General features: G+C 59.5%; 20 protein-coding genes. 10 read left to right on the plus strand and 10 right to left on the minus strand.

What is annotated here, in order from left to right:
• Positions 1-639, minus strand: a 639-nt coding sequence (locus VNZ60_RS06690) for a lyase family protein (protein WP_325657648.1), incomplete at its 3' end; no start/stop codon positions are given.
• Positions 640-744: 105 nt separating this feature from the next.
• Here VNZ60_RS06690 and VNZ60_RS06695 point away from each other — a divergent pair.
• Together VNZ60_RS06695 and VNZ60_RS06700 are read left to right on the plus strand one after the other, a co-directional pair.
• Positions 745-1863 (plus strand): sensor histidine kinase, encoded by a 1119-nt coding sequence (locus tag VNZ60_RS06695; protein ID WP_325657649.1) that lies wholly within the window; start codon positions 745-747, stop codon positions 1861-1863.
• A gap of 40 nt (positions 1864-1903) precedes the next feature.
• Positions 1904-2710: a LytR/AlgR family response regulator transcription factor gene (locus VNZ60_RS06700; RefSeq protein ID WP_325657650.1), complete on the plus strand. Its 807-nt coding sequence runs from the start codon at positions 1904-1906 to the stop codon at positions 2708-2710.
• Positions 2711-2735: 25 nt separating this feature from the next.
• On the opposite strand, the gene VNZ60_RS06705 is transcribed toward VNZ60_RS06700, so the two are convergent.
• The 3 genes from VNZ60_RS06705 to VNZ60_RS06715 form a co-directional block, all read right to left on the minus strand.
• The gene (locus tag VNZ60_RS06705) at positions 2736-4076 is read right to left on the minus strand and encodes a DUF1501 domain-containing protein (RefSeq protein WP_325657651.1); all 1341 of its coding nucleotides are present in this window, start codon (positions 4074-4076) and stop codon (positions 2736-2738) included.
• A gap of 15 nt (positions 4077-4091) precedes the next feature.
• Positions 4092-5642 carry a DUF1800 domain-containing protein gene (locus VNZ60_RS06710; protein WP_325657652.1) on the minus strand — a complete coding sequence of 517 codons (1551 nt, stop codon included), beginning with the start codon at positions 5640-5642 and terminating at the stop codon, positions 4092-4094.
• A 144-nt stretch (positions 5643-5786) separates the two neighbouring features.
• Entirely contained in the window at positions 5787-6236 is a 450-nt protein-coding gene (locus VNZ60_RS06715) for an Lrp/AsnC family transcriptional regulator (RefSeq protein WP_325657653.1), read from the minus strand.
• A 171-nt stretch (positions 6237-6407) separates the two neighbouring features.
• Here VNZ60_RS06715 and VNZ60_RS06720 point away from each other — a divergent pair, with 171 nt between their 5' ends.
• Complete coding sequence (locus VNZ60_RS06720; RefSeq protein ID WP_325657654.1) at positions 6408-7025, plus strand: LysE family translocator; 618 nt, start codon at positions 6408-6410, stop codon at positions 7023-7025.
• A 30-nt stretch (positions 7026-7055) separates the two neighbouring features.
• On the opposite strand, the gene VNZ60_RS06725 is transcribed toward VNZ60_RS06720, so the two are convergent.
• From VNZ60_RS06725 to wrbA, 3 genes are all read right to left on the minus strand, one after another.
• Positions 7056-8468: an FAD-binding oxidoreductase gene (locus VNZ60_RS06725; RefSeq protein ID WP_325657655.1), complete on the minus strand. Its 1413-nt coding sequence runs from the start codon at positions 8466-8468 to the stop codon at positions 7056-7058.
• A 422-nt stretch (positions 8469-8890) separates the two neighbouring features.
• A complete protein-coding gene (locus VNZ60_RS06730; RefSeq protein ID WP_325657656.1) occupies positions 8891-9337 on the minus strand; it encodes a DUF2069 domain-containing protein in 447 nt (148 codons plus the stop codon).
• Entirely contained in the window at positions 9334-9984 is a 651-nt protein-coding gene (gene wrbA / locus VNZ60_RS06735) for an NAD(P)H:quinone oxidoreductase (protein WP_325657657.1), read from the minus strand. The genes VNZ60_RS06730 and wrbA overlap by 4 nt, the downstream gene beginning before the upstream one ends.
• Positions 9985-10083: 99 nt before the next feature.
• Between wrbA and VNZ60_RS06740 the strand changes: the two genes are divergently transcribed.
• Positions 10084-11394, plus strand: coding sequence for a YihY family inner membrane protein (locus VNZ60_RS06740; protein ID WP_325657658.1), 1311 nt, complete (start codon positions 10084-10086; stop codon positions 11392-11394).
• A 289-nt stretch (positions 11395-11683) separates the two neighbouring features.
• Here VNZ60_RS06740 and VNZ60_RS06745 read toward each other — a convergent pair whose 3' ends face one another.
• Genes VNZ60_RS06745 through VNZ60_RS06755 form a run of 3 tightly spaced genes read right to left on the minus strand, consistent with a single transcriptional unit; the run spans position 11684 to position 14250 of the window.
• Entirely contained in the window at positions 11684-12001 is a 318-nt protein-coding gene (locus VNZ60_RS06745; RefSeq protein WP_325657659.1) for an Mpo1-like protein, read from the minus strand.
• Between the two features lie 58 nt (positions 12002-12059).
• Positions 12060-12926, minus strand: coding sequence for an alpha/beta fold hydrolase (locus tag VNZ60_RS06750; protein WP_325657660.1), 867 nt, complete (start codon positions 12924-12926; stop codon positions 12060-12062).
• 1 nt (position 12927) lies between these two features.
• Positions 12928-14250, minus strand: coding sequence for an O-acetylhomoserine aminocarboxypropyltransferase (locus VNZ60_RS06755; RefSeq protein WP_325657661.1), 1323 nt, complete (start codon positions 14248-14250; stop codon positions 12928-12930).
• A 139-nt stretch (positions 14251-14389) separates the two neighbouring features.
• On the opposite strand from VNZ60_RS06755, the gene VNZ60_RS06760 reads away from it, so the two are divergent.
• The 6 genes from VNZ60_RS06760 to VNZ60_RS06785 all read left to right on the plus strand — a co-directional run bounded on the left by VNZ60_RS06760 (position 14390) and on the right by VNZ60_RS06785 (position 22540).
• Positions 14390-14836: a CBS domain-containing protein gene (locus VNZ60_RS06760; protein ID WP_211468187.1), complete on the plus strand. Its 447-nt coding sequence runs from the start codon at positions 14390-14392 to the stop codon at positions 14834-14836.
• Positions 14837-14993: 157 nt separating this feature from the next.
• Entirely contained in the window at positions 14994-16880 is a 1887-nt protein-coding gene (locus tag VNZ60_RS06765) for an MFS transporter (RefSeq protein ID WP_325657662.1), read from the plus strand.
• 70 nt (positions 16881-16950) lie between these two features.
• Positions 16951-18021, plus strand: coding sequence for a nucleoside hydrolase (locus VNZ60_RS06770; protein ID WP_325657663.1), 1071 nt, complete (start codon positions 16951-16953; stop codon positions 18019-18021).
• Positions 18022-18170: 149 nt separating this feature from the next.
• Positions 18171-19262: a chorismate synthase gene (aroC, locus tag VNZ60_RS06775; protein ID WP_325657664.1), complete on the plus strand. Its 1092-nt coding sequence runs from the start codon at positions 18171-18173 to the stop codon at positions 19260-19262.
• A gap of 192 nt (positions 19263-19454) precedes the next feature.
• Complete coding sequence (locus tag VNZ60_RS06780) at positions 19455-20039, plus strand: DUF4126 domain-containing protein (protein WP_325657665.1); 585 nt, start codon at positions 19455-19457, stop codon at positions 20037-20039.
• Positions 20039-22540: an ABC transporter permease gene (locus VNZ60_RS06785; RefSeq protein ID WP_325657693.1), complete on the plus strand. Its 2502-nt coding sequence runs from the start codon at positions 20039-20041 to the stop codon at positions 22538-22540. The genes VNZ60_RS06780 and VNZ60_RS06785 overlap by 1 nt, the downstream gene beginning before the upstream one ends.
• Positions 22541-22568 lie beyond the last annotated feature (28 nt).

A 22568-nucleotide genomic window follows, 5' to 3' on the forward strand; every position in this document is an offset into this window, starting at 1 on the left:
CGGGAAAGTGGTGCCGGCCAGGGCGGCGGCGCCCAGCGGCAGGCGGTTGACGCGCTTGCGGCAATCCTGCATGCGTTCGGCGTCGCGGCCGAACATTTCGACATAGGCGAGTACGTGATGGCCGAAGGTGATCGGCTGCGCCACCTGCATGTGGGTGAAGCCGGGCAGGATGGTGTCGGCGTGCTGTTCGGCCAGATCCAGCAGGGCCAGGCGCAGCTCGCGTAGCAAGCCGCTGATGTCGTCGATGGCGCCGCGCAGGTAGAGGCGGATATCGGTGGCGACCTGGTCGTTGCGGGAACGGCCGGTATGCAGCCGTTTGCCGGCGTCGCCGACCAGCTCGGTCAGGCGCTTTTCAATATTCAGGTGAACGTCTTCCAGATCCAGCAGCCATTCGAACTTGCCGCCGGCGATTTCGCTTTGGATCTGGCTCATGCCTTTCTGGATCGCTGCATAGTCGTCGGCGCTGATGATTTTTTGATACGCCAGCATCTCGGCATGCGCCAGCGAGCCTTGGATATCGACGGCGGCCAGGCGTTTGTCGAAAAATACCGAAGCGGTGTAGCGTTTGACCAGATCGGAGACCGGTTCGGAAAAACGAGCCGACCAGGCTTCGCCTTTTTTGGAGAGTTGTGCTGTCATAATTGGGCTTTGGGGAGAGCAATGAATTATGCGATTATAAATCACCGCCTCTTGAAACCCACCCTGATCCACTGTTACCACTCTTAATTGTAATTACGCCAACTGATGCCAACTCCCACTCCATCCGATCAGATCACCGACAGCGCCCTGGTGCAGCAGCCCAGTGCGGTTGTGATTCCCGACGGCTGCAACCTGGGCGTGGTGTTCCGGACCCTGATTGCGGTGAATCTGGCAGTGTTGGCGGCGATTTTTCTACGCAGCGACAGTTTGATGGCGGCCGTCAACGGTTTTGTCGAGTCGGCCATGCTGATCGAACCTGCTTGTTTCCTGTCTCTGGCAATCTTGTGCGGCCTGCATCGGTATGCCCGCCTGCTGTCGTTTTTTGTTCAGCGTGTGCTTTGTGCGTTGGTGCCTGCGCTGGTGACGATTGCGGTCATCCAGTTGTTGTCCGGCTTCGACTGGTTTCTCAACGGCTTTTCTCATCTGAGCGCAGTTGGCGGCGCCTCGCTTGCGGCCTTGGTGGCGGCGCTGTTCGGCAGCGCGCTGCAACACTATTTCGAATTGCGCGCCAGGGCTTTTTCGCCGGTGCTGGTGGAAGCCAGGCTGCAAGCCTTGCAGGCGCGGATCCGGCCGCACTTCCTGTTTAACAGCCTGAACGCCGTGCTGTCGCTGATCCGCACCGAGCCGCGCCGGGCCGAGGCGGCGCTGGAGGATCTGGCGGACCTGATCCGGGTCCTGATGCGCGATGGCCGCGCCATGACCACGCTGGAAAAGGAAATCCGTTTGTGCCGGCAATATCTGTCGATAGAAAAAATACGTCTGGGCGAGCGTTTGAAAGTGCAATGGGAGCGCGCCGGGATTAGCGACGAGGTGATTTTCCGGGCGCAGATTCCAACCCTGCTGCTGCAGCCGCTGATAGAAAACGCCGTGCACTATGGCGTCGAACCCAGCACCGAGCCGGCTTTGATCCGGATTCAGCTCAGCCATTCGCTGGAGCGGATTGAAATCGTCATCACCAATCCTTACAATCCGTATAGTGGCAAGGGCGTGGCCGCGCTGCCGGAAGGGAACCAGATGGCGCTGGAGAATATTCGCGAGCGGCTGGCGCTGCTGTACGATGTCGAAGCCCAACTGACCACCACCACCAGGCTCGGCCAGTTTGAAGTGCGCGCCGTTTTTCCGTATGTCAAAGCGGCCCTGGCCAAGCCGCAGAGCAGCAGATAAAGAGCAGCAGATAAAAAACTAACAACAACAACTTATTTCCATGATCCCCCGTATCTATATCGTCGATGATGAAGCGCCGGCACGCGCCAGACTGAGCACGCTGCTGTCCGATATCGTGGCCGAGTGCCCGCATTACCTGGTGGGCGAAGCCGGCCATGCGCAGGCGGCGCTGGAAGGTATCGCGGCTACCGCGCCGGACCTGGTTTTGCTGGATGTGCAAATGCCTGGCATGAGCGGTTTGCAACTGGCTGAGCAACTGTTGAACAATGCAGGTGTAGGTTCGACCGAGCCGCCGCTGATCATTTTCGTGACCGCCTATGACGACTATGCTTTGAACGCATTCGACGTCCAGGCTTTCGATTACCTGGTCAAGCCGGTGCGCGCCACGCGGCTGGCGCAAGCCATCGCCCGCGCCAGCCGCGTGCGGCAACTTGCGCAAGCGGCGTCGCCAGCCGCAGCGGCGCCAGCTGCGGCGACAGGCTTGCCGCGCCAGCATTTCGCGGTGCAGGAGCGTGGTCGCATGTCGCTGGTGCCGATGAACGAAGTGCTGTATCTGAAGGCGGAACTGAAATACGTCACGCTGCGCACCAAGACCAAGGAATACCTGATCGAGGATTCGCTGGTCTCGATTGAGGAAGAGCTGGCGGCGTACTTTGTGCGGGTGCATCGCAATGCGCTGGTGGCGCGCCACGCCATCAGCGGCGTCGAACGCGTGATGCAAGTGCCGGCTAGCGACGGCGATGGCGAAAAACCGCAGGAAATCTGGCAAGTCATCTTGCGCGATATCGATCACCGGCTGCCGATTTCGCGGCGCCAGCTGGCGGAGATCAAGGGGCTGGTGCGCTGACGCCTGCAGTTACAACTACACCAAACTACACCAGAAAATTCAAGGCGTGCGCATTGCCCGCGCCATATTGCGGAAACAGTTTCTGCATGGCCGGATCGCCGATCCGCATATGTTTTTCGGCCAGTGTCGCCAACACCGCGCGGAAATCGGTAGTGATCGCCAGGTCGCGCCCTTCGTTGAGGGCATTGTCATCGATGCCCGGCCATTGGCCGTAGATGCTGCGGCCGCGCACATTGCCGCCTAACAGCCACATGGCGTTGCCGTGGCCGTGGTCAGTGCCGCCGTTGCCGTTTTCGCGGAAGGTGCGGCCGAATTCCGACATGACCACAATCACCGTATCGTTAAAGGCCGGCCCCAGTTCGCGCGCCAGGGTGGTCAGGCCGTCGGCCAGCGGTCGCAGGCGGTTGGCCAGCTGGCCGTTGCCGTTGCCCTGGTTGGTATGGGTATCCCAGCCGCCGACCGCGATGAAGCCGAGCCGGATGTCAGGGTTGCTGCGCATCAGACGGCCCAGGCGAGAGGTATCGATCGATAAGCCGTTCGGCAGAGGCGCGCCGTTGTTGGCCGCCTTTTGCTCGCTGCTGCTGGCGTCGGCCATCAATTCCTTGCGCGCCGAAATGCCGTCGCGATAGCTTTTGCCGAGGGCCGCATCTTGTGCATACAGCGCAGCGTAAGTCTGGTTGACTTCGGGGCGGTCGATCAGGGTCGGCCGGGTGGCGTCGCGGCCGGTCGGCATGTTGGCGACCACCGCTCTGCCGGTCAGGATGCGCGGCACCGATTCGCCCAGGGTCAGGGCTTGCATCGGCGATGAGGATGGCGCCATGACGCTTAGCATCCGGTTCATCCAGCCGTCACGTGTGTTGTGCTGACCCGGGGTGCCGGTTTCCATGTAGTCCTGCGCTTCGAAATGCGAGCGCGACATGTCGGGCGATCCGGAGGCGTGGATAAAGGCCAGCTGGCCGCCATCCCAATACGGTTGCAATGCTTGCAACGCCGGATGCAGGCCGAAGTAGCCGGTCAGGTCGATCGCGCCGTTCTGGGTGCCGGGGCGGGATACGGCAATTCCCGGCCGCGCCTTGTAATAATTGTGATCGCCATGCGGCACCACCACGTTCAAGCCATCCACCGCGCCGCGCAGAAACACCACGATCATGCGCGGTGTGCCGTCGCCTGCGGCATGGGCCCGCTGCAGCGGGCTGCCATACGATAACGGGCTGTCGCTGACGACGGCCGCGGCGATCGGAGCAGCTTTGGCTTTTGCCTGCGGCTTGCTGGCAGGAGCTACCACGCAGCCGGACAAGCCGACCGGAATCAGGATCGCGCCAGTGGTGCTCAGGCCCAGATGGCGGATGAAATCACGACGGTTCATGGCATGGCTCCTAAACTATCTCTTCATGAAATCCGGGCCGCCGAGTATCAGGCCGACCTGCAGATTGGCGGGTGCGGCGCTGACGGTGCTGAGGCTGTGCGGCGCCAGCGTCGGGGTCAGGGTTTGTATCAATTGTTGCGGATCGACTGCGACGGTGGCGGCGCTATTAGGTAAGGGAGTGGCTGGCGCTGATCCTGGCGCCGGCGGCGGCGTTTCAGCGCGCGCTATCGGCGATTTGCCGTTGCTCAGGCCGTTGACGAAATTGATGCGGCGCAGCAGGGCGTCCGGATTGAGCCAGGCTTCTTCGGAAAATTTATAACCTTCCGGTGTCAGCCAGCCATATAGCGGTTGCCCGAGCTGATTCAGGACGCCGTCGATCGGTTTGACATTGAGCACCGGCGTCGCAGTCGCGCGCAGCGAGGAGACGACGTATTGATACGGCGTCTTGAACTTGGTCTGGTAATTGCTGCGAGCCCAGAATTCAGGACTGTCGAACAGCGTATGCAGGACCGCCTTGATATCGCCATTGCTGCTCATGAAGCGGCGCGCCAGTTTCTCGCTCAGGGCCGGTTGGGGTTGGTCGGAAACGAAATACTGGACCAGTTTGGCGGCAATGAAGTGTGCGGTGGCCGGATGGCGCGCCAGGATATCAAGCGCTTGTTCGCCTTCCTGGTAGCCGCTGCCCTTGATGGTCTGGCCGAGGAATAGCTTGTCGCCGGCATCGTGGCGGCGCGGGTTGAAAATGAATGGCTGCTGAGCGCCGTCTTTCATACCTTTTTCATCGATGGTCCAGCCGCTCAGGATGCGCGCCAGGGAAATCACATCGGCCTGGGTGTAGCCGCTGTCGACGCCCATGGTATGCAGCTCCAGCAATTCACGGCCGTAGTTTTCGTTGAGCCCTTTGAAGCGGCCCTTGGCTTCCGGTGTGTTGACGCCGCTGCTGAGCCAGTTATCGAGGTAGTACAGCATCGCCGGATGATGGGCGACCGCGCCCAGCAACTGGCGGAAGTTGCCGAGCGCGTTGGGCCGCAGCACGTCCTTTTCATATTCGCCGTCCCAGTAGCGCACCCATTCCTTGCCTTCGAAGACGTTGAAATGGTTGAACCAGAATTCGGTCATTACTTCCTGCAATTGGCGCGGGCTTTCGGTGGCTAGCCATAGCCGCGCAGCATGCACCTGCGGCGTGATGTCCTTGTTGGCGCGTTGGCGCGCCATGTTCTTTTCTTCGGGGGTGGCGGTATTAGGGGGGAAGGAGGGCGGGCCGTATTGCTGGTAGAGCTGGGTCGATGTCAGTTGATAAGTCGATAAGGCGGATAGCTTGTCTGTCAGCTCGGGCGGCATTGGCAGGCTGTCGGGATTCAATTGCTGTTCTATATAGCGCTTGACGCCAATGTGCCTGACCGCATCGACGTCGCCGGGACGCGGGCCATAGGCTAGCCGGTTGAGGACATGCAGCGCTTTTTCGGCATCGTTCAGCGGTGCTTGCTCGGTTTGCGCATTGGCGTCGAGCGCAGCCACGCAAGTGAGCAGCAACGCGATCGATAGTAAACGAGGTCTGGTTGACATGTTCCGCCTTATGCAATTGGTTTGCTTACACCGCTGATTAATCGGATTAACACCTGGCGGATTAACGCTTGGTTGGCGGCATGCGCTTACAAGGCCGGTGTAACAGATTGTAAGGCGGCAATATTGGTGGCTTGGGAAGCCGGCTTATTCCTGCGCCGGCAGTGAAATCGGCCGCAATGGAATCGGTTCGGACATGACGATGGAGGTGCGCGTTTCACCGAGATGGTTAATGCTGGCAACCAGGCGTTCGAGGTGGCTGATGTCGGTGGTTCGTACCCGCAGCAGAAACGAATCCTGGCCGGTGACGTGCAAGCATTCAAGAACTTCCGGCATGGATTGCAGCAGCGTAATGAGTTTGGCTTTGTAGGTTTGCACCGTGGTCATGCCGATGATAGCCATGACACCGTAACCTACCGCCTGCGCATTCAATTCAGCGCGGTAGCCGGTGACGACCCCGGATTCTTCGAGCCGTTTGAGGCGTTCCGAGGTGGCCGGCAGCGACAAGCCGCATTCGTCAGCCAGGGCTTTCAAGGAAATACGGCCGTCGCGCTGGATCGCGGCAAGAATCTTGCAGGCTTTGGCATCTATATTCATCAGGATTAGGTGAAACAGGAAATTTCAAAAATAGTAAATGGAATTTAGCAGTTTTACCTGATTTTTCCCATTCAAGCGTTTGCCACGTCTCGGCATAATACCTCTCAGGTTGAAGCAATCACCAATGGCATAGAAGATGCATAGATGCGCGGATAAATGCGCGGGATAAAAATGGACAAGATGTTATTTTTAAAAGCAATTCTGATCGGTCTGTCGATTGCCGCGCCGGTTGGGCCGATCGGCATGTTATGCATCCAGCGCACACTGGCGCACGGAGCGCGTATCGGGTTTGTGAGCGGTCTCGGGGCGGCGGCGGCCGACGGCGTGTATGGCGCCATCGGCGCTTTCGGACTAGTCGCGGTTAGCCGAATGTTTGTGATGCTGGCGACGCCGCTAGCCATTTGCGGCGCCTTGTTTCTCAGCTGGATGGGGCTGCAAATGCTGCGTTCCAGCCCGGCCGGCAATGCGCCGGCGGCAGCGGTGATTTTGCCGCCCGGCCGCGCCTTCGTGACAGTGTTCGGGTTGACATTGACCAATCCGATGACCATTCTTTCTTTCGTCGCGGTATTCGCTTCCATCGGCGGCGCGGCGGCTAGCGCGCCCGGCGCTGCCGCTGTCATGCTGTTGGGCATATTGTCCGGTTCGGCACTTTGGTGGCTGCTGCTGGCGCTAGGAGTTGCGTTCGTGCGCCACAAGATCGATCAGCGCATCATGCGCATGATTAATCGGGTCGCGGGGCTGTTCCTGCTCGGCTTTGCCGTGTGGCAGGTGCTTGGTATTGTTCGCTGATCGAATAGAACCTGGACCTTATCCGGCGGCTTAAATCACTTTGCCTGGATTCATCAGGTTCAAAGGATCGAGCGCCTGTTTGATGGTTTTCATCAGCGCAATTTCCACCGGTGATTTGTAGCGCAGGATTTCCTCGCGCTTGAGCGCGCCCAGCCCGTGTTCGGCCGAGATCGAGCCGTGCATGCGGTCGACGCTGTCGTGCACCAGGCGATTGATGTCGGCCTGCTTTTCTATGAATTGCTCGGCGCAAGAACCGGTGGGCGGCGAGACGTTGTAGTGCAGGTTGCCGTCTCCCAGGTGGCCGAAGGTGACATTGCGGCAGCCGGGGAAATGTTGTTGCAGCAGGGTGTCGGTGACGCTGATGAATTCGGCGATACGGGAAATCGGCAGCGAGATGTCGTGCTTGATGTTCTTGCCTTCCTTGGCTTGCGCCGAGGAGATGCTTTCGCGCAGTTGCCACAGGGCGCGCGATTGTGCGGTGGAAGTGGCGAGTACGGCGTCCTGGCAGATGTCTTGTTCGAGTGCGGCGCCGATCACGGCTTCCAGCAAGCTGTTGGCGTGCTCTGCGGATTCGTGGTCGGACAGTTCCAGCAATACATAGTGCGGATGGCGCTGGTCAAACGGGAACTGCAGTTGCGGGAAATGTTTGGCGACCAGTTGCAGGCACAGGTCTGACATCAGTTCGAAGCCGGTCAGGGTGGCGCCGCAGCGCTCTTGCGCCAGGCTTAGCAGGTCTAGCGCAGCGGCTGGCGTTTGTACTGCGGCCAGTGCGGTCAGCTGGGCTTTTGGTTGTGGGAATATTTTCAGCACGGCGGCGGTGATGATGCCTAGCGTGCCTTCGGCGCCGATGAACAGGTCGCGCAGGTCGTAGCCGGTGTTGTCTTTGCGTAGTCCGCGCAGTCCGTGCAGGATTTCGCCTTGGGCTGTGACTACTTCCAGACCCAGGCAGAGTTCGCGGGTGTTGCCGTAGCGAAGGACGGCGGTGCCGCCGGCGTTGGTCGACAGGTTGCCGCCTATGGTGCAACTGCCTTCGGCTGCCAGTGACAGGGGTAGCAGGCGTTGTGCTGCTGCGGTGGCTTCCTGGATGTGTTGCAGGATGCAGCCGGCTTCTACGGTGATGGTGTGGTTGAGTGGGTCGATGGCGCGGATGCGGTTCAGGCGTTTGAGGGAGAGTACGATTGCCTGGCCGCTTTGGTCTGGGACGCTGCCTAGTACCAGGCCGGTGTTGCCGCCTTGGGGGACGATGGGGATCTGGAATTTGGCGCAGAGTTTGACGATGGCTGCGACTTCGGTGGTGTCGGCGGGTTTGATTACGGCCATTGCCTGGCCGGTGTAGCGTTGGCGTTGGTCAGTCAGATATGCGGCCGTGTCGGCTGCGTCGGTGAGAACGTGGGCAGCGCCAATAGCGCCGCGGCAAGCATCCAGAAATTCAGTGTTTTTCATGTCCCGGTTTCAACAAAGGTAGTTAAATGGGGTCAGAGTTTTTTTTCGCGTTCTTTGCGAAAATTACTCTGACCCCATTTAACGGGCCACGGAGTACGTGCCGTGGCATTCAATGAACGATCCGTCGTAGCTACTTAAAACGTCTACTACTCCGTAGATACATGCCGGGGTAGCCCGGCGGCTACTCACTTTCTTTGCTTCGCCAAAGAAAGTAAGCAAAGAAAGGCGACCGCAAAGCCGTTGCCTTCCCTTCGGTCAGGTCCCCAAATGTAGCGGCTGCCAGTCGGGTGGGGAGACCAACTCGCTGCGCTCAGACATGTCTCCCCACAATTCCCGACTGACACCCGCTACATTTGGCAACGTCCCAATGCGGAATTCACGTCAACTGCAACCGCAACAGCAACTTCAACTACCAATTCCTACTATTGCGACGCCTTCTTGATCGCCTGCTTGGCTACTTCCTTGGCCGCCTTCTTGTAAGGCCGCAGGTAAAGGATGGTGCATAGGAAAAAGATGGTGCTGAGGGCGACTTCCAGCCAGCCGAGTCTGGCTGACAGCAGGTTGCTGTCGCTGGTGGCGCGGACTATGCCTTCGGCGAAGTAGATCAGGATCAGCATCGAGGCCCATTGCATGGTGTAGACGTCGCGCTTGAGGACGCCGCGTAGCGGGAATAATAGCGGCAGTACTTTTAATACCATCCAGGAACCGCCGGGGCGTAGCGGCGCCAGTGCCAGTTCCCAGGCCAGGCCGAGTGCGATCAGGGCTAGCAGGCTGCCGACGGCGCCGAAATAGAAGAAGCGTGGCTGGCGTGCGGCGTGTGGCAGCGGGTGGGTCGACGTGCTGCCTGGTTTCAGTTTGGTGGTCATCATGTCCCCGCTGTGCTGAGTTTGGCATTCAACTTCAAGGCGGTTTCTGCCAGACGCCGGCCTTGGGCAATCGCCAGGGTGCGGCTGTCGGTGGAAATCGGATGCGTGCCGTTCATGCCGGACCAGTGGCTGGCGCCGTACGGGGTGCCGCCGCTGGCGGTTGTCATTAATTCTGGCAGCGTGTAGGGTAGGCCCATTACCAGCATGCCGTGGTGCAATAAGGGTGTCATCATCGACATCAGGGTCGATTCCTGGCCACCGTGCAGGCTGCCGGTGGAGGTGAATACGCAAGCCGGTTTGCCGGCCAGGGTGCCGGCCAGCCATTCGGTGCTGGTGCCGTCCCAGAAATATTTCATGGCGGCGGCCATATTGCCGAAGCGGGTGGGCGAGCCCAGCGCCAGGCCGGCGCATTCGTGCAGATCGGCCAGTTCGACATAGGGCGCGCCTTCCGCCGGGATATCCGGGGCGCTGGCTTCGACTACGGTGGATACTGCCGGCACCGTGCGCAAACGTGCTTCGCAACCGCTGACCGAGTCGATCCCCTGGCCGATCAATTCGGCCAGTTTACGGGTCGAGCCATGGCGCGAATAGTACAAAACCAGAAGCGGCATGTTACCGGCAATTTTTTTGGTGATTTTGGATGAGTTCATTTTGGTATTATAGGGCGCTTTGGCGCGGGCTCATGGAGCAAAATGCGGGTTGAATCGCTAACTTCAGCAGTAGCGCCAGCTGGCAAAATTAGGTAAAGCATGAAGTCAATAAAATTTTCCGGATTACGCGGCTTGTCCTGGTCGGAATTGCGTGATCTGTTTCGTTTCGCCGCGCGCCGCCTGGATGAAGAACGCCTGCCGCAGGTGGCTGGCAGCCTGACCTTCACCACCATCCTGGCGCTGGTGCCGATGCTGACCATCGCGCTGGCGATCTTTACTGTTTTCCCGCTGTTCAGCACCTTCCGCACTTCGCTTGAAGCATATTTCGTGCATTCCCTGATGCCCCGGGGGGTGGCCGACACCATCCTCAATTATCTCAGTCAGTTTGCCGCCAAATCGGCGCGTTTGTCGGCGGTTGGCGGGGTGGCGCTGATTGCCACTGCGGTGTTGACGATGTCGACCGTCGACCATGTGTTTAACCGCATCTGGCGCGTCAAGACCCAGCGGCCATGGATCCAGCGGGTGTTTGTGTATTGGGCGATCATGACGCTGGGGCCGTTGCTGATCGGCATTTCGATCACGGTCACTTCCAATCTGTCTGCCGCTGCCAATGGCTTGGTCATAAGCTGGGTTGGCGCCTGGTTCTATACCTTGGTATCGATATCGTTGACTACCGGCGCCTTCACTCTGCTATACGTGGCGGTGCCGAACCAACGGGTGGACTGGCGCGACGCCGTCTGGGGCGGCTTGCTGGCGGGTATCGCTTTCGAAATCGCCAAGCGGGTGTTCGCCGCCTATGTGATCAAGTTCCCGACCTATACGATGATCTACGGCGCCCTGGCGGCCTTGCCGATTTTCTTGTTGTGGATCTACATGCTGTGGATGATCACGCTGTTTGGCGCCTTGCTGGTGGCGGCGTTGCCAGTGGTGAAGTACGAGCGTTGGTGGCATGTGCCGACCCCGGGCAGCGCTTTTGTCGACGCGATGGCAGTATTAGGCGTGTTGTATCAGGCTCGCACCGAGGGCAATTCAGCCGCGGTGGACGCGGCCCAGATACGCCGCGCGACCAGGCTCGGTTTCGACGAATCGGAAAACTTGTTGCAACAGATGCTGGAAATCGGCTGGGTCGGTTGCGTACAGACCGAGATGCCGACCAGGACTCAGTGGGGGCGTAAAAAGCTGGTCAGCATCGATGGCTGGATTTTGCTGGTCAATCCTGAAGTGTTGAAACTGGCCGACATCTACCGTTTGTTCGTCTGCAATCTGGTGGCGCACAAGGTCACCGAGTCGGCGCTGGCGTGGCAGGTTGAAGCGGCCATTGAACAGGGGCTGGAGCAGACGCTGGCGGCGTATTTTGAGCAGGGATTAGAACATCCGCACTTTGATAGTTCTACCACTCGGCAATCTTGAGTTCCAGAAATAGCTGATTTTCACAGTATCCTTGTAAGCCGGCCGCGAATAGTTCATTAAAAACAATGGGTTTTTTACCGCGGCGGCAGTCGATTTCCGGCCTGTCGGCTGCTTTGAATCCTGTTGCGCTGGCGCAATATCAGTGGTTTGCATGAATCTCCCGTTTTCTAGCTGGCGGCTTAGCGCCTCAGCATCCGATTACCGCTTGTCGTGATGTCTAAATATAAAGCAAACGCTATTCTAAGGGAGAAACGGTTCACATTGCTGTGAACCGTTTCCATTTGCTTAATTAAAAAGAAACCTGGCCGGTCAACATCTGCCAGTACATGACCCAGTCGCCGATGAACGAATAGAGCGGTTGTTTAAATGTGGCGGGGCGATTTTTCTCGAATACGTAATGGCCGACCCAGGCAAAGCCGTAGCCGCACACCAGCGCTACCGGCAGCCAGTACAGGGAGCCGGTCAATACCAGCGCGACCAGCGCCAGCAAAGCCAGCGTCGAGCCGACGAAATGCAACTGGCGGCAAGTGCGGTTGCTGTGCTGGCTCAGATAATCCGGATAGAACTCGGCAAACGACTGGTATTTCTTTTCAAGCACGGTAGGCATGACGTCTCCTCGCTGTTGCTGTTCTTTCAGCTTAGTCCTCGCTGGCGGCAGGTGCAACTTATGACGCCGCGCGGATTGCCTTGGCGGCAAATGCAAACAGATGATCGAGCACCGCATCCGGTTGCTCCGCCATCAATGCGTGGCCGCTGGCTTCGATTTGCACTACCTTGGCATGTTTGATGGCGGCGATCAGGCCGGCTGCCGCCTTGGCGGGTGTCATGATGTCGCGTTGGCCGAGCAGGAACAAGGTGGGGCAAGTCACTGCTTGCGACGCCTGTTCGCCGTTTGCGTAGCTGTTGCAGGCGGAAAAATCGGTATAGAACACGGTTGGTTTGTCGTCCGACTGCCGCGCAATGCGCTGCATCAGACGCTGGCTCGCGCCTTGCACGTAAAATCCAGGGCCGGGCGCCGAGGGTTTGGGCGAAATGGTTGAGTGCGACCAGATATTCACCATGTCGATCGCGCTTTGCTGGGCATTATTGGCGGCGTCGAGCAGCGCATCGGCGACTTTCATCGGATAGGCGGTGCCGACCAGGGCAATGCCGGCGATACGCGTCGAACCCGCAGAACCAGCCGAACTCGCGGTCCGGCCGGCGCTCTCCAGTGCGATCAGCGAGCCCATGCTGTGGCCAATCAGGATGGCCTTGCTGACGCCGGCGGCGTCGAGCAAGCAAGACAGCCAGTCAGATAATTCTTCAATGGTGGCCAGGGCCGGACCCTGGCTGCGCCCGTGTCCCGGCAAATCCACCGCCAGCACACCGAAACCGTGATGCGCAAAATAGCGGGTTTGCAAGATCCAGACTGAGTGATCGTTTTGGCCGCCGTGTATAAATACCGCGGTCGGCAATTCGGCATTGAAGGTTTTGCCGCCGGTATAGCAATAAGTGTCACATTCGACGCCGCGCACCTGGGTTTTCAATAACATCCTATTTCTCCTTCCGCTCTGCGCGTTGCGACATCTTGAGGCCGTAGGCCAGGTCTTCGATCAGATCTTCGACGTTCTCCAGCCCGATCGATAGGCGTAAGGTGCCCTCGGTGATGCCGGAGGCCGCCAACTGTTCGCTGGGGACGCGGAAATGGGTGGTCGAGGCGGGGTGGATGACCAGCGATTTGGCGTCGCCGACATTGGCCAGGTGAGAAAATATCTTGAGCGATTCCACCATGCGGCGGCCGGCGGCGCGGTCACCCTTGAGGTTGAAAGAAAATACGGCGCCGCAGCCTTTGGGCAGCAGCGTCTTGCTCAGCGCATAGCCGGGATGCGAAGGCAACTCGGGATAGGCGACCGCTTCAACCGCAGCGTGCGCCGCCAGGAACTCGACCACCTTGCGGGTGTTGGCGACATGTTTTTCCATGCGCAGCGCCAGCGTCTCTATCCCTTGCAGGATGGCGAAAGCATTGTGCGGACTCATCACCGCGCCGAAATCGCGCAATCCTTCGCGCCGCGCGCGCAAGGCAAACGGCGCCACCGTCGATTCCTCGGAAAACACCATGCCGTGGAAGCCGTCGTACGGTTCGCACAACTCGCTGAAACGGCCGGTTTTGTCGTAGGCTTGCTGCCAATCGAAAGTGCCGCCATCCACCAGCAAGCCGCCGACCGCAGTGCCGTGGCCGCACAGGAATTTGGTGGCGGAGTGAAACACCAGGTCGGCGCCATGTTCGAAGGGTTTTAGCAAGTAGGGCGTGGTAAACGTGGCGTCGACCATCAGCGGCAGATAGTTTTCATGCGCCAGGGCGGCGATGCGCGGGATGTCCAGCACATCCAGTCCCGGATTGCCCAGGGTTTCACCGAACAGCGCTTTGGTATTCGGCCGGATCGCTGCGCGCCAGGCGTCCAGGTCGCTTGGATCGACAAAGGTGGTCTCGATGCCGAAGCGTTTCATGGTGTAGGACAGCAGATTGTGCGAACCGCCGTACAAGGCGCGCGACGCCACAATGTGGGAACCGGCGCCGGCGATGGTGGCCAGCCCCAGATGCATGGCGGCCTGGCCGCTGGCGACCGCAATCCCGGCGACGCCGCCTTCCAGCGCCGCGATACGTTCTTCCAGCACGGCGTTGGTGGGATTCGAAATGCGTGAATAGACGTGGCCGGCGCGTTCCATATTGAACAGCGAGGCGGCGTGGTCGGAATCCTTGAAGACAAAGGCCGAAGTCAGGTAAATCGGCGTGGCGCGGGCGCCGGTGGCCGGATCGGGGGCGCTGCCGGCGTGCAGCGACAGGGTGTCGAAACCGGGATAGTGAGGGGTGCTCATGGTGTTGGCTGTCTCCTTTAATTCTTGAAATATGAGAATGCACTCTACCCATGCTGCGCTGCGCGGTAGATTTTTAGCGCCGCTTAGGCTACATTCTGGATACCAGCAAGCATAACCCAAGCAAAGGCAGGATGGCCCCATGAAAGTTTCTGAGATCCTCAAAGTCAAAGGCAATATTCTTTACACCGTGACGCCGGAAACGCCGTTGATCGAAGCGGTCAATACGATGGCGGAAAAAGATATCGGTTCGCTGGTGGTGATGGAGTTTGGTACGCTGGTGGGGATGCTGACTTTCCGCGAAGTGATGAATGCGATTCACCAGAACGGCGGTGCGGTCGGCAGCAACACGGTACGCAAGCACATGGACGACAGCCCGATTACCGTCACCCCGGATACCGAAGTCAACGAAGTACGCCGCATCATGCTGGAGCGCCATGCACGTTATGTGCCGATCATGGATGCCCGCACCTTGCTCGGCGTGATGTCGTTTTATGACGTCGCCAAGGCGGTCCTGGACGCCCAGGGTTTTGAAAACAAGATGCTGAAAGCCTATATCCGCGACTGGCCGTCAACCAGCGAAGAGTAGGACTGTTTCTGTTTTGTGAAAAACCGTTTGTGGCATAAGATGCCGCAAACGGTTTTTTTGTATAAGTATTAGTTTTAAAGAATATTAAAACTATAAATATTAAAATTGTAATTCTGTCGTTGCTGTCATAGCGCGCAACTTTCCCATTCGCTTACTCATGTCCAAATCCAGTCAATTTTCTCTGTTGCGCCAGCGACGTTTCGCGCCTTTCTTCTGGACCCAGTTTTTTGGCGCCTTCAACGACAATGTATTCAAGACGGCGCTGCTGACGATCCTGACCTACGAAGCCTTGAGCTGGACCAGCATGAACGTCAGTCTGCTGAATAACCTGATTCCAGGCTTGTTCATCTTGCCGTTCGTGGTGTTTTCGGCGACCGCCGGCCAACTCGCCGACAAGTTCGAGAAATCGCGCCTGGCGCGCTATGTCAAGGTTCTGGAAATCATCATCATGGCGGTCGCCGCCGCTGGCTGGATGACGCACACGCTGTGGCTGCTGATCCTGGCCATAGTCGGCATGGGCGTCCATTCGACCATCTTCGGGCCGGTCAAATACGCCTATCTGCCGCAGCAGTTGCGCCAGGACGAACTGGTCGGCGGCAACGGCATTATCGAAATGGGAACCTTCGTCGGCATCCTGCTGGGCGAAGTGCTGGGGGCGGTGCTGGTGGTGCACAAGCCGTGGGGCACCGAGCTGGTGGCCGGCGGCACGCTGGCGATAGCGGTTATCGGCTGGCTGTTCAGCCGTGGCATTCCGCTGACGCCGGCAGCTGAGCCCGGATTGAAAATCAACTGGAATCCGATCACCGAAACCGTACGCAACCTGGGTTTCTCGCGCAAGAACCGGCCGGTGTTTCTGGCCATGCTGGCCAACTCCTGGTTCTGGTTTTATGGCGCTATCGTGCTGGCGCAGTTTCCCCTGTACGCAAAAAATTATCTGCATGGCGACCATAGTGTTTTTGTGCTGCTGCTGACGGTATTCTCGCTTGGCGTCGGTGCTGGTTCTCTGTTGTGCGAACGCTTGTCGGGCCACAAGGTGGAAATCGGGCTGGTGCCGTTTGGCGCGATCGGCCTCTCGATATTCGGCCTCGATCTGTTTCTGGCCAGCCTGGCTTATACCAATACCGCAGCGGTCGACATGGCCGGTTTTGTACAGCAGCACGGCAGCTGGCGCATCCTGTTCGACTGCGTGATGATCGGCCTGTTCGGCGGTTTATATATCGTGCCCTTGTTCGCCGTGATCCAGACCCGCTGCGACCGCCGCCATCTGTCGCGCACGATTGCCGGCATGAATATCATGAATGCGCTGTTCATGGTGGTGGCGGCGCTGGTGGCGATGGTCCTGTTGCAATCCGGTTTCACCATTCCGCAGATTTTCCTGGTCACGGCGATTCTGAACGCGCTGGTTGCGCTGTATATTTTCACGGTGGTGCCGGAATACCTGGTGCGTTTCGTGGCCTGGATACTGATTCACACCATCCATCGGGTGCATACCGTCAACCGCGACCGGATTCCTGACGAGGGCGCTGCGGTGCTGGTTTGCAATCACGTCAGTTATGTCGATGCGATCGTGATCATGGCAGTCAGTCCGCGGCCTATCCGGTTTGTGATGGACCACCGGATTTTCAAAATCCCGGTATTGGCCTGGTTGTTCAAAACCGCCAAGGCGATTCCGATTGCGCCGGCCAAGGAAAACCCGGAGTTGATGGAGCGCGCCTTTGCGCAAATCGCCGCTGCCTTGGAGGATGGCGACCTGGTCTGTATTTTCCCGGAGGGTAAATTGACCAGCACCGGCGAAATGAACGAATTCCGCGGCGGCATCAGGAAAATCGTCGAACGGACGCCGGTGCCGGTGATCCCGATGGCCTTGAGCGGCTTGTGGGGCAGCATGTGGACCCGCAGCGCCGGCAATCCCTTCCAGCGCTCGTTTAAACGCGGTCCGCTATCGGCCTTGCAATTGGCGGTGGGCGATGCCGTAGCGCCGGCTCAGGCGACGCCGGAATATTTACAGCAGCAAGTACAGACTTTGCGCGGTGCCTGGCAATAAAGCAGACCGCCTGCGATCACCGCCTGTGCCTGAACGAATCAATCACAGGCGCTTGATGAAAGAACCAAGAATGACGAAAAACCTACTGGAGGAGGGCAGCATGGCGCGCCGTAATTTCCTGACCCAAGGAAGCCGGCTGTTGACCGGCGGCCTGTTGTTAAGCGCTATGCCGATGAGTTCGGCGCTGGCGGCGTCAGCCTTGCCGACACCTTTGATTATCGATACCGATCCCGGTGCTGACGATGTGATCGCCTTGCTGCTGGCACTGTCCGCGCGCGACCAACTGGACGTGCGAGCGCTGACCACGGTAGCCGGCAATGTCCAGCTGCGCTACACCTCGCGCAACGCGCGCATGGTGCGGGAATGGGCCAATCGTCCCGATGTGCCGGTGTATGCCGGCTGCGACCGGCCAATGCTGAGGACGCCGATTTATGCCGCTGAAGTGCATGGCGCTGAAGGCGTTACCGGCGTCAAGATATTCGAGCCGAAGCAGGCGCTGGCCAAAGGCGATGCGGTGCAATACCTGATCGACACCTTGTTGGCGGCAAAACCGCAAAGCATGACGATCGTGACGCTGGGGCCGCAAACCAACCTGGCTATGGCGCTGATCGAAAATCCCGGGATCAGGCAGGGCGTCAAGGAAATCGTGATGATGGGCGGCGCGCATTTCAACGGCGGCAATATCACGCCGGCGGCGGAATTCAATGTGTTCGCCGATCCGCACGCCAGCGACGTCGTGTTCAAGAGCGGCTTGCCGATCACCGTGATTCCGCTGGACGTGACGCACAAGATGCTGACCAGTCCCGAGCGCATAGAGCGCTTGCGCAAGATCGGCAACCAGGCCGGCAAGATCGCCGCCGACATCCTCGACGCCTATGTCGAGCATGACATCAAGCAATACGGCCTGCCCGGCGGCCCGGTGCATGACGCCACCACCATCGGCTATCTGCTGCGGCCGGAGCTGTTCAAGGGGCGCATGGTCAACGTCGAGGTCGATACCCGGGAAGGGCTGACTTTCGGCCAAACCATGGCAGATTATTATCATGCGGCTAAACGTCCGGAGAATGCACGCTGGATCACGGAAGGTGATACCCAGGGCTTTTTCGACTTGCTGACGGTGCAACTGGCAAAACTGCCTTGAGTCCGGTTTGAGTCCGGTCGCGGGCCGGGTTGAATCCCGGAATGGCAAAAAAGCAATGATTGCAGCGCCCGACTTACTGGTCGACTTACTATCAAGGCTGTGGCGCTGGTAAAATCACACTTTTCAGCCTCTTTACCTGGATCATCATCATGCCCGGCAATACCTTCGGCAGTCTGTTTAGCGTCACCAATTTCGGCGAATCCCACGGTCCGGCCATCGGCTGCGTAGTGGATGGCTGCCCGCCGGGCCTGGAGTTGTCCGAAGCCGATATCCAGCCCGACCTGGATCGCCGCAAGCCCGGCACTTCGCGCCATGTGACCCAACGGCAGGAGCCGGACACGGTGGAAATCCTGTCCGGCGTCTATGAAGGCAAGACCACCGGCACCCCGATTGCGCTGCTGATCCGCAACCAGGACCAGCGCAGCAAGGATTACGGCAATATCGTCGATACCTTCCGCCCCGGCCACGCTGATTTTACCTACTGGCAAAAATACGGCATCCGCGATCCACGCGGCGGCGGCCGTTCTTCGGCGCGGCTGACCGCGCCCATCGTCGGCGCTGCCGCCATCGCCAAGAAGTGGCTGCTGCAACAATACGGCACCACGTTCAAGGGCTGCATGAGCCAGTTGGGGGAAATCCCTATCGCTTTCGAATCCTGGGAGCACGTGCCAAACAATCCGTTTTTTGCCGCCAACAGCAGCCAGATCGCCGAGCTTGAGGCGTATATGGACGCCTTGCGCAAGGATGGCGATTCCTGCGGCGCGCGCATCGATATCGTCGCCTCCAAGGTGCCGGTCGGCCTGGGCGAGCCTTTGTACGACAAGCTGGACGCCGAGATCGGCTACGCCATGATGGGTATCAACGCCGTCAAAGGCGTGGAAATCGGCGCCGGTTTTGCCTCGGTGGCGCAAAAGGGCTCGCAGCATGGCGATGAAATCACCCGCCACGGTTTCCTGACCAACAACGCCGGCGGCATCCTGGGCGGCATTTCGAGCGGCCAGGACATCACCGTATCGATTGCCATCAAGCCGACTTCCAGCATCCGCACGCCGCGCCAGTCGATCGACAAGCAGGGCAATCCAGCCACGGTGGAAACTTTCGGCCGCCACGATCCTTGCGTCGGCATCCGGGCGACGCCGATTGCCGAGGCGATGCTGGCTTTGGTGCTGATGGACCATGCCCTGCGGCATCGCGCCCAATGCGGCGATGTGCGGGTTGCGCCGCTGGTCGAATCCAAGTAATCCCGAAGTAAATCCACACCACGCCGCCGTTTTTCGGCGGCGCCCTTTTTCCTTCTCCTTGGACTGTTGGATTCCGCTGCCGATTTTGGCGGCGGGACGACTAATCTTGCGCGGCTGATGCAGGTTTACGTTACGCTAGCAACAGTGTGCTGAAATCTGAAAAACAGACCGCATCCGCCGAGAGGGGACATCATGATCGATACACTATCTAGCGCCGCGCTTGCCGGTGGCTTATCGTGGGCCAGCGGCATCCGCCTGTACATGGCGCTGTTCATCGCCGGCTGGTTCGGCCGCGCCGGCTGGATCGATCTGCCGCAGGCGTTGCAAGTACTTGAATCACCATGGGTGATCGGCGTTACCGGCTTGCTGGCGGCCATCGAGTTTCTGGTGGATAAGATTCCCGGGCTCGATTCGGTCTGGGACGCGCTCCATACCTTTATCCGGATTCCCGCCGGCGCGATCCTGGCGGTTGCCGCCATGGGCCACATGGATCCAGCCTGGACTACGGTGGCGGCGCTGATAGGCGGCACTTTCGCTTTGGGCGCGCACGCCACCAAGGCCGGCAGCCGGGCCATGATCAACACCACGCCGGAACCGTTGAGCAACTGGACTGCCTCGTTCTCCGAAGATGCAACCGTGCTGGGTGCTTTGTGGGCGGCGTTTTTCCATCCCTGGTTATTGTTTGCGTTTTTATTCCTGTTTTTCCTGTTCGCGATCTGGCTGCTGCCTAAACTATGGCGCGGCCTACGCTGGGTATTTCATAGGCTCGCCACATGATATTTTTGCAGTCCCTACGCATGACCCGGCGCGATTGGCGCGCAGGCGAATTACGTTTCTTGCTGATCGCTTTGATCGTAGCCGTTGCCTCCTTGTCGGCAGTCGGCTTTTTCGTGGACCGGATGCGCGCCGGCCTGAACCGCGATGCACATCAGTTGCTGGGCGCCGATTTGCTGATTTCCGCCGACCAGCGCATCACCCCGGCGTGGCGCAGCGAGGCCGAACGCCGCCAGCTGACTCTGGCCGATACGGTAGTGTTCCCCAGCATGGCCATCGCCGGCGATGGCGACGGCGCCAGATCGCAGCTGGCTTCCCTGAAAGCTGTCAGCGCCGGCTATCCCTTGCGCGGCAGCCTGGTAGTCGCCGACCGGCTGGGCGGAACTGACGAAAGCACCCGGCAAATCCCCGTAGCAGGAACGGTATGGTTGGACCCCAATATGCTGACCGCGTTGAACCTGGCGGTGGGCGATCCGCTCAAGCTCGGCGACCGCACTTTCAAGATCGCCAAAGTGCTGGTGGTCGAACCCGATCGCGGCAGCGGTTTCATCAACTTTGCGCCACGCGTGATGTTGTCCATGGCCGATCTGGCCTCCACCAACCTGATCCAGGACGGCTCACGGGTTACCTATCGTTTGCTGCTGGCCGGCGCGCCGCAGCAAGTGCAGGATTTCCAGAAATGGGTAGAGAGCGATATCAGCCGCGAAAATCTCAGAGGCGTGCGCATCGAAGGTCTGGAAAACGGTCGCCCTGAAATGCGTGCGACGCTGGATCGCGGCCAGCAATTCCTGTCGCTGGTGGGCCTGTTGTCGGCGCTGCTGGCGGCGGTTGCGGTGGCGATGGCGGCGCGCCGTTTCATGCTGCGTCACCTGGATGCTTGCGCCATGTTGCGCTGCCTGGGTTTGACGCAGAATCAGGTGACGCAATTGTATTTACTGGAATTCCTGCTGGTCGGTCTGGCTGGCAGCTTGATTGGCGTAGGGCTGGGTTTCGGCGCCCATTTCATGTTGCTCGATCTGCTGGGTAAATTTGTCGCCAGCGATTTACCCAGCGCCAGTGTGATGCCAGCCCTGCAAGGCTTGATTACCGGCCTGCTATTGCTGATCGGCTTTGCCTTGCCGCCTATCCTGCAACTGCGCAACGTGCCGCATAACCGCGTGATCCGGCGCGAACAGGATGCGCCGCAAGCGTTGGTGCTGCTGACCTACCTGCTCGGTACGCTGACATTTGTCGGCTTGCTGTTATGGCAGGCGGGCGATGTGAAACTGGGTTTGCTGACGGCGCTCGGCTTTTTGGGCGGCTTCGGTCTGTTCGCCTTGCTGGGCTGGCTGGCGCTGAAAGGCTCGCGTCATGTGCGGAGTTTGTCGCGCCATCCGAGCTGGCGCTTTGCGCTGACCGCGCTGCAGCGGCGGCCGGTGGCAACCATTGTGCAGATTGTCGCCTTGTCGCTGGGTTTGATGGCCTTGCTGTTGCTGACGGTGATCCGTGGCGATCTGGTCGGCGCCTGGCGCCAGGCGACGCCGGCTGACGCACCTAATCGCTTCGTGATCAATATCCAGGACGATCAGCGGGCCGAGATCGCGCATCGTTTGCAGGCAATCGGGATCGCCCAGCCACAATTATTTCCCATGATTCGCGGCCGCCTGACCCAGGTCAACGGTAAGCCGATCACCGCCGACACCTATCCCGACGACCGAGCCAAGCGGTTGGTCGACCGCGAGTTCAACCTGTCCACCATGCACCAGCTGCCGCCGCAGAATACGCTGACTGCCGGCCGCTGGCTTGACGATAGCCAGGCCGCCGCCTCGGTCGAGGAGGGCCTGGCCAAGACCTTGAACCTGAAGCTTGGCGACCAGCTGCAATTCGACATCGCCGGCCAATTGGTGAGTGCGCCGATCACCAGCTTGCGCAAGCTCGAGTGGGGCTCGATGCGCGTGAATTTCTTCGTGATCCTCAATCCCAAGTTGATGGCCAACATGCCGCAAACCTGGATCACCGCTTTCAATCTGCCGGACGCCCGCGCCAATTTCGGCAATGCATTGACACGCGATTTTCCTAATTTGACGGTGGTCGATATCGGCAGCGTCATCAAGCAGATCCAGGGCGTGATCGATCAGGTGGTGGCGGCGGTCGAATTCCTTTTCCTGTTCACCCTGTTATCCGGCGCACTGGTGCTATATGCGGCCCTGGTCGGCTCGCAAGATGAGCGCACCCGCGAAGCCGGCCTGCTGCGGGCGCTGGGCGCCACCCGTAAGCAGTTGTCGCAATCGCAATGGATAGAGTTCGGTTTGATTGGCAGCCTCGCCGGTTTCCTGGCGGCCACTGGCGCTGCGGCAACCGGCTGGGCGCTGGCGCATTATGTTTTCAGTTTTACCTGGACCTTCAGCCCGCTGGTATGGCTGGCCGGGATGGCGATTGGCGCGATCTGCACGTTTGTCGGCGGCTGGGTCGGCTTGCGCCATGTGCTGAACCAGCCACCGTTGCAGACCCTACGCGAGGCCTGACGCCGCGCTCTCTTGCGCCATTTCGGGG

This window comes from Collimonas sp. (assembly GCF_035566375.1).
Lineage (GTDB): Bacteria > Pseudomonadota > Gammaproteobacteria > Burkholderiales > Burkholderiaceae_D > Collimonas.

Excerpts from the sequence above, each read along its gene's own strand:
- VNZ60_RS06750 (WP_325657660.1), bottom strand. The coding sequence starts at position 12,926 with ATGTTATTGAAAACCCAGGTGCGCGGCGTCGAATGTGACACTTATTGC.
- VNZ60_RS06695 (WP_325657649.1), top strand. The coding sequence starts at position 745 with ATGCCAACTCCCACTCCATCCGATCAGATCACCGACAGCGCCCTGGTG.
- VNZ60_RS06760 (WP_211468187.1), top strand. The coding sequence starts at position 14,390 with ATGAAAGTTTCTGAGATCCTCAAAGTCAAAGGCAATATTCTTTACACC.
- VNZ60_RS06720 (WP_325657654.1), top strand. The coding sequence starts at position 6,408 with ATGGACAAGATGTTATTTTTAAAAGCAATTCTGATCGGTCTGTCGATT.
- VNZ60_RS06730 (WP_325657656.1), bottom strand. The coding sequence starts at position 9,337 with ATGATGACCACCAAACTGAAACCAGGCAGCACGTCGACCCACCCGCTG.
- VNZ60_RS06705 (WP_325657651.1), bottom strand. The coding sequence starts at position 4,076 with ATGAACCGTCGTGATTTCATCCGCCATCTGGGCCTGAGCACCACTGGC.
- aroC (WP_325657664.1), top strand. The coding sequence starts at position 18,171 with ATGCCCGGCAATACCTTCGGCAGTCTGTTTAGCGTCACCAATTTCGGC.
- VNZ60_RS06755 (WP_325657661.1), bottom strand. The coding sequence starts at position 14,250 with ATGAGCACCCCTCACTATCCCGGTTTCGACACCCTGTCGCTGCACGCC.
- VNZ60_RS06715 (WP_325657653.1), bottom strand. The coding sequence starts at position 6,236 with ATGAATATAGATGCCAAAGCCTGCAAGATTCTTGCCGCGATCCAGCGC.
- VNZ60_RS06700 (WP_325657650.1), top strand. The coding sequence starts at position 1,904 with ATGATCCCCCGTATCTATATCGTCGATGATGAAGCGCCGGCACGCGCC.
- VNZ60_RS06710 (WP_325657652.1), bottom strand. The coding sequence starts at position 5,642 with ATGTCAACCAGACCTCGTTTACTATCGATCGCGTTGCTGCTCACTTGC.
- VNZ60_RS06765 (WP_325657662.1), top strand. The coding sequence starts at position 14,994 with ATGTCCAAATCCAGTCAATTTTCTCTGTTGCGCCAGCGACGTTTCGCG.
- VNZ60_RS06745 (WP_325657659.1), bottom strand. The coding sequence starts at position 12,001 with ATGCCTACCGTGCTTGAAAAGAAATACCAGTCGTTTGCCGAGTTCTAT.
- VNZ60_RS06780 (WP_325657665.1), top strand. The coding sequence starts at position 19,455 with ATGATCGATACACTATCTAGCGCCGCGCTTGCCGGTGGCTTATCGTGG.
- wrbA (WP_325657657.1), bottom strand. The coding sequence starts at position 9,984 with ATGAACTCATCCAAAATCACCAAAAAAATTGCCGGTAACATGCCGCTT.
- VNZ60_RS06725 (WP_325657655.1), bottom strand. The coding sequence starts at position 8,468 with ATGAAAAACACTGAATTTCTGGATGCTTGCCGCGGCGCTATTGGCGCT.
- VNZ60_RS06740 (WP_325657658.1), top strand. The coding sequence starts at position 10,084 with ATGAAGTCAATAAAATTTTCCGGATTACGCGGCTTGTCCTGGTCGGAA.
- VNZ60_RS06770 (WP_325657663.1), top strand. The coding sequence starts at position 16,951 with ATGACGAAAAACCTACTGGAGGAGGGCAGCATGGCGCGCCGTAATTTC.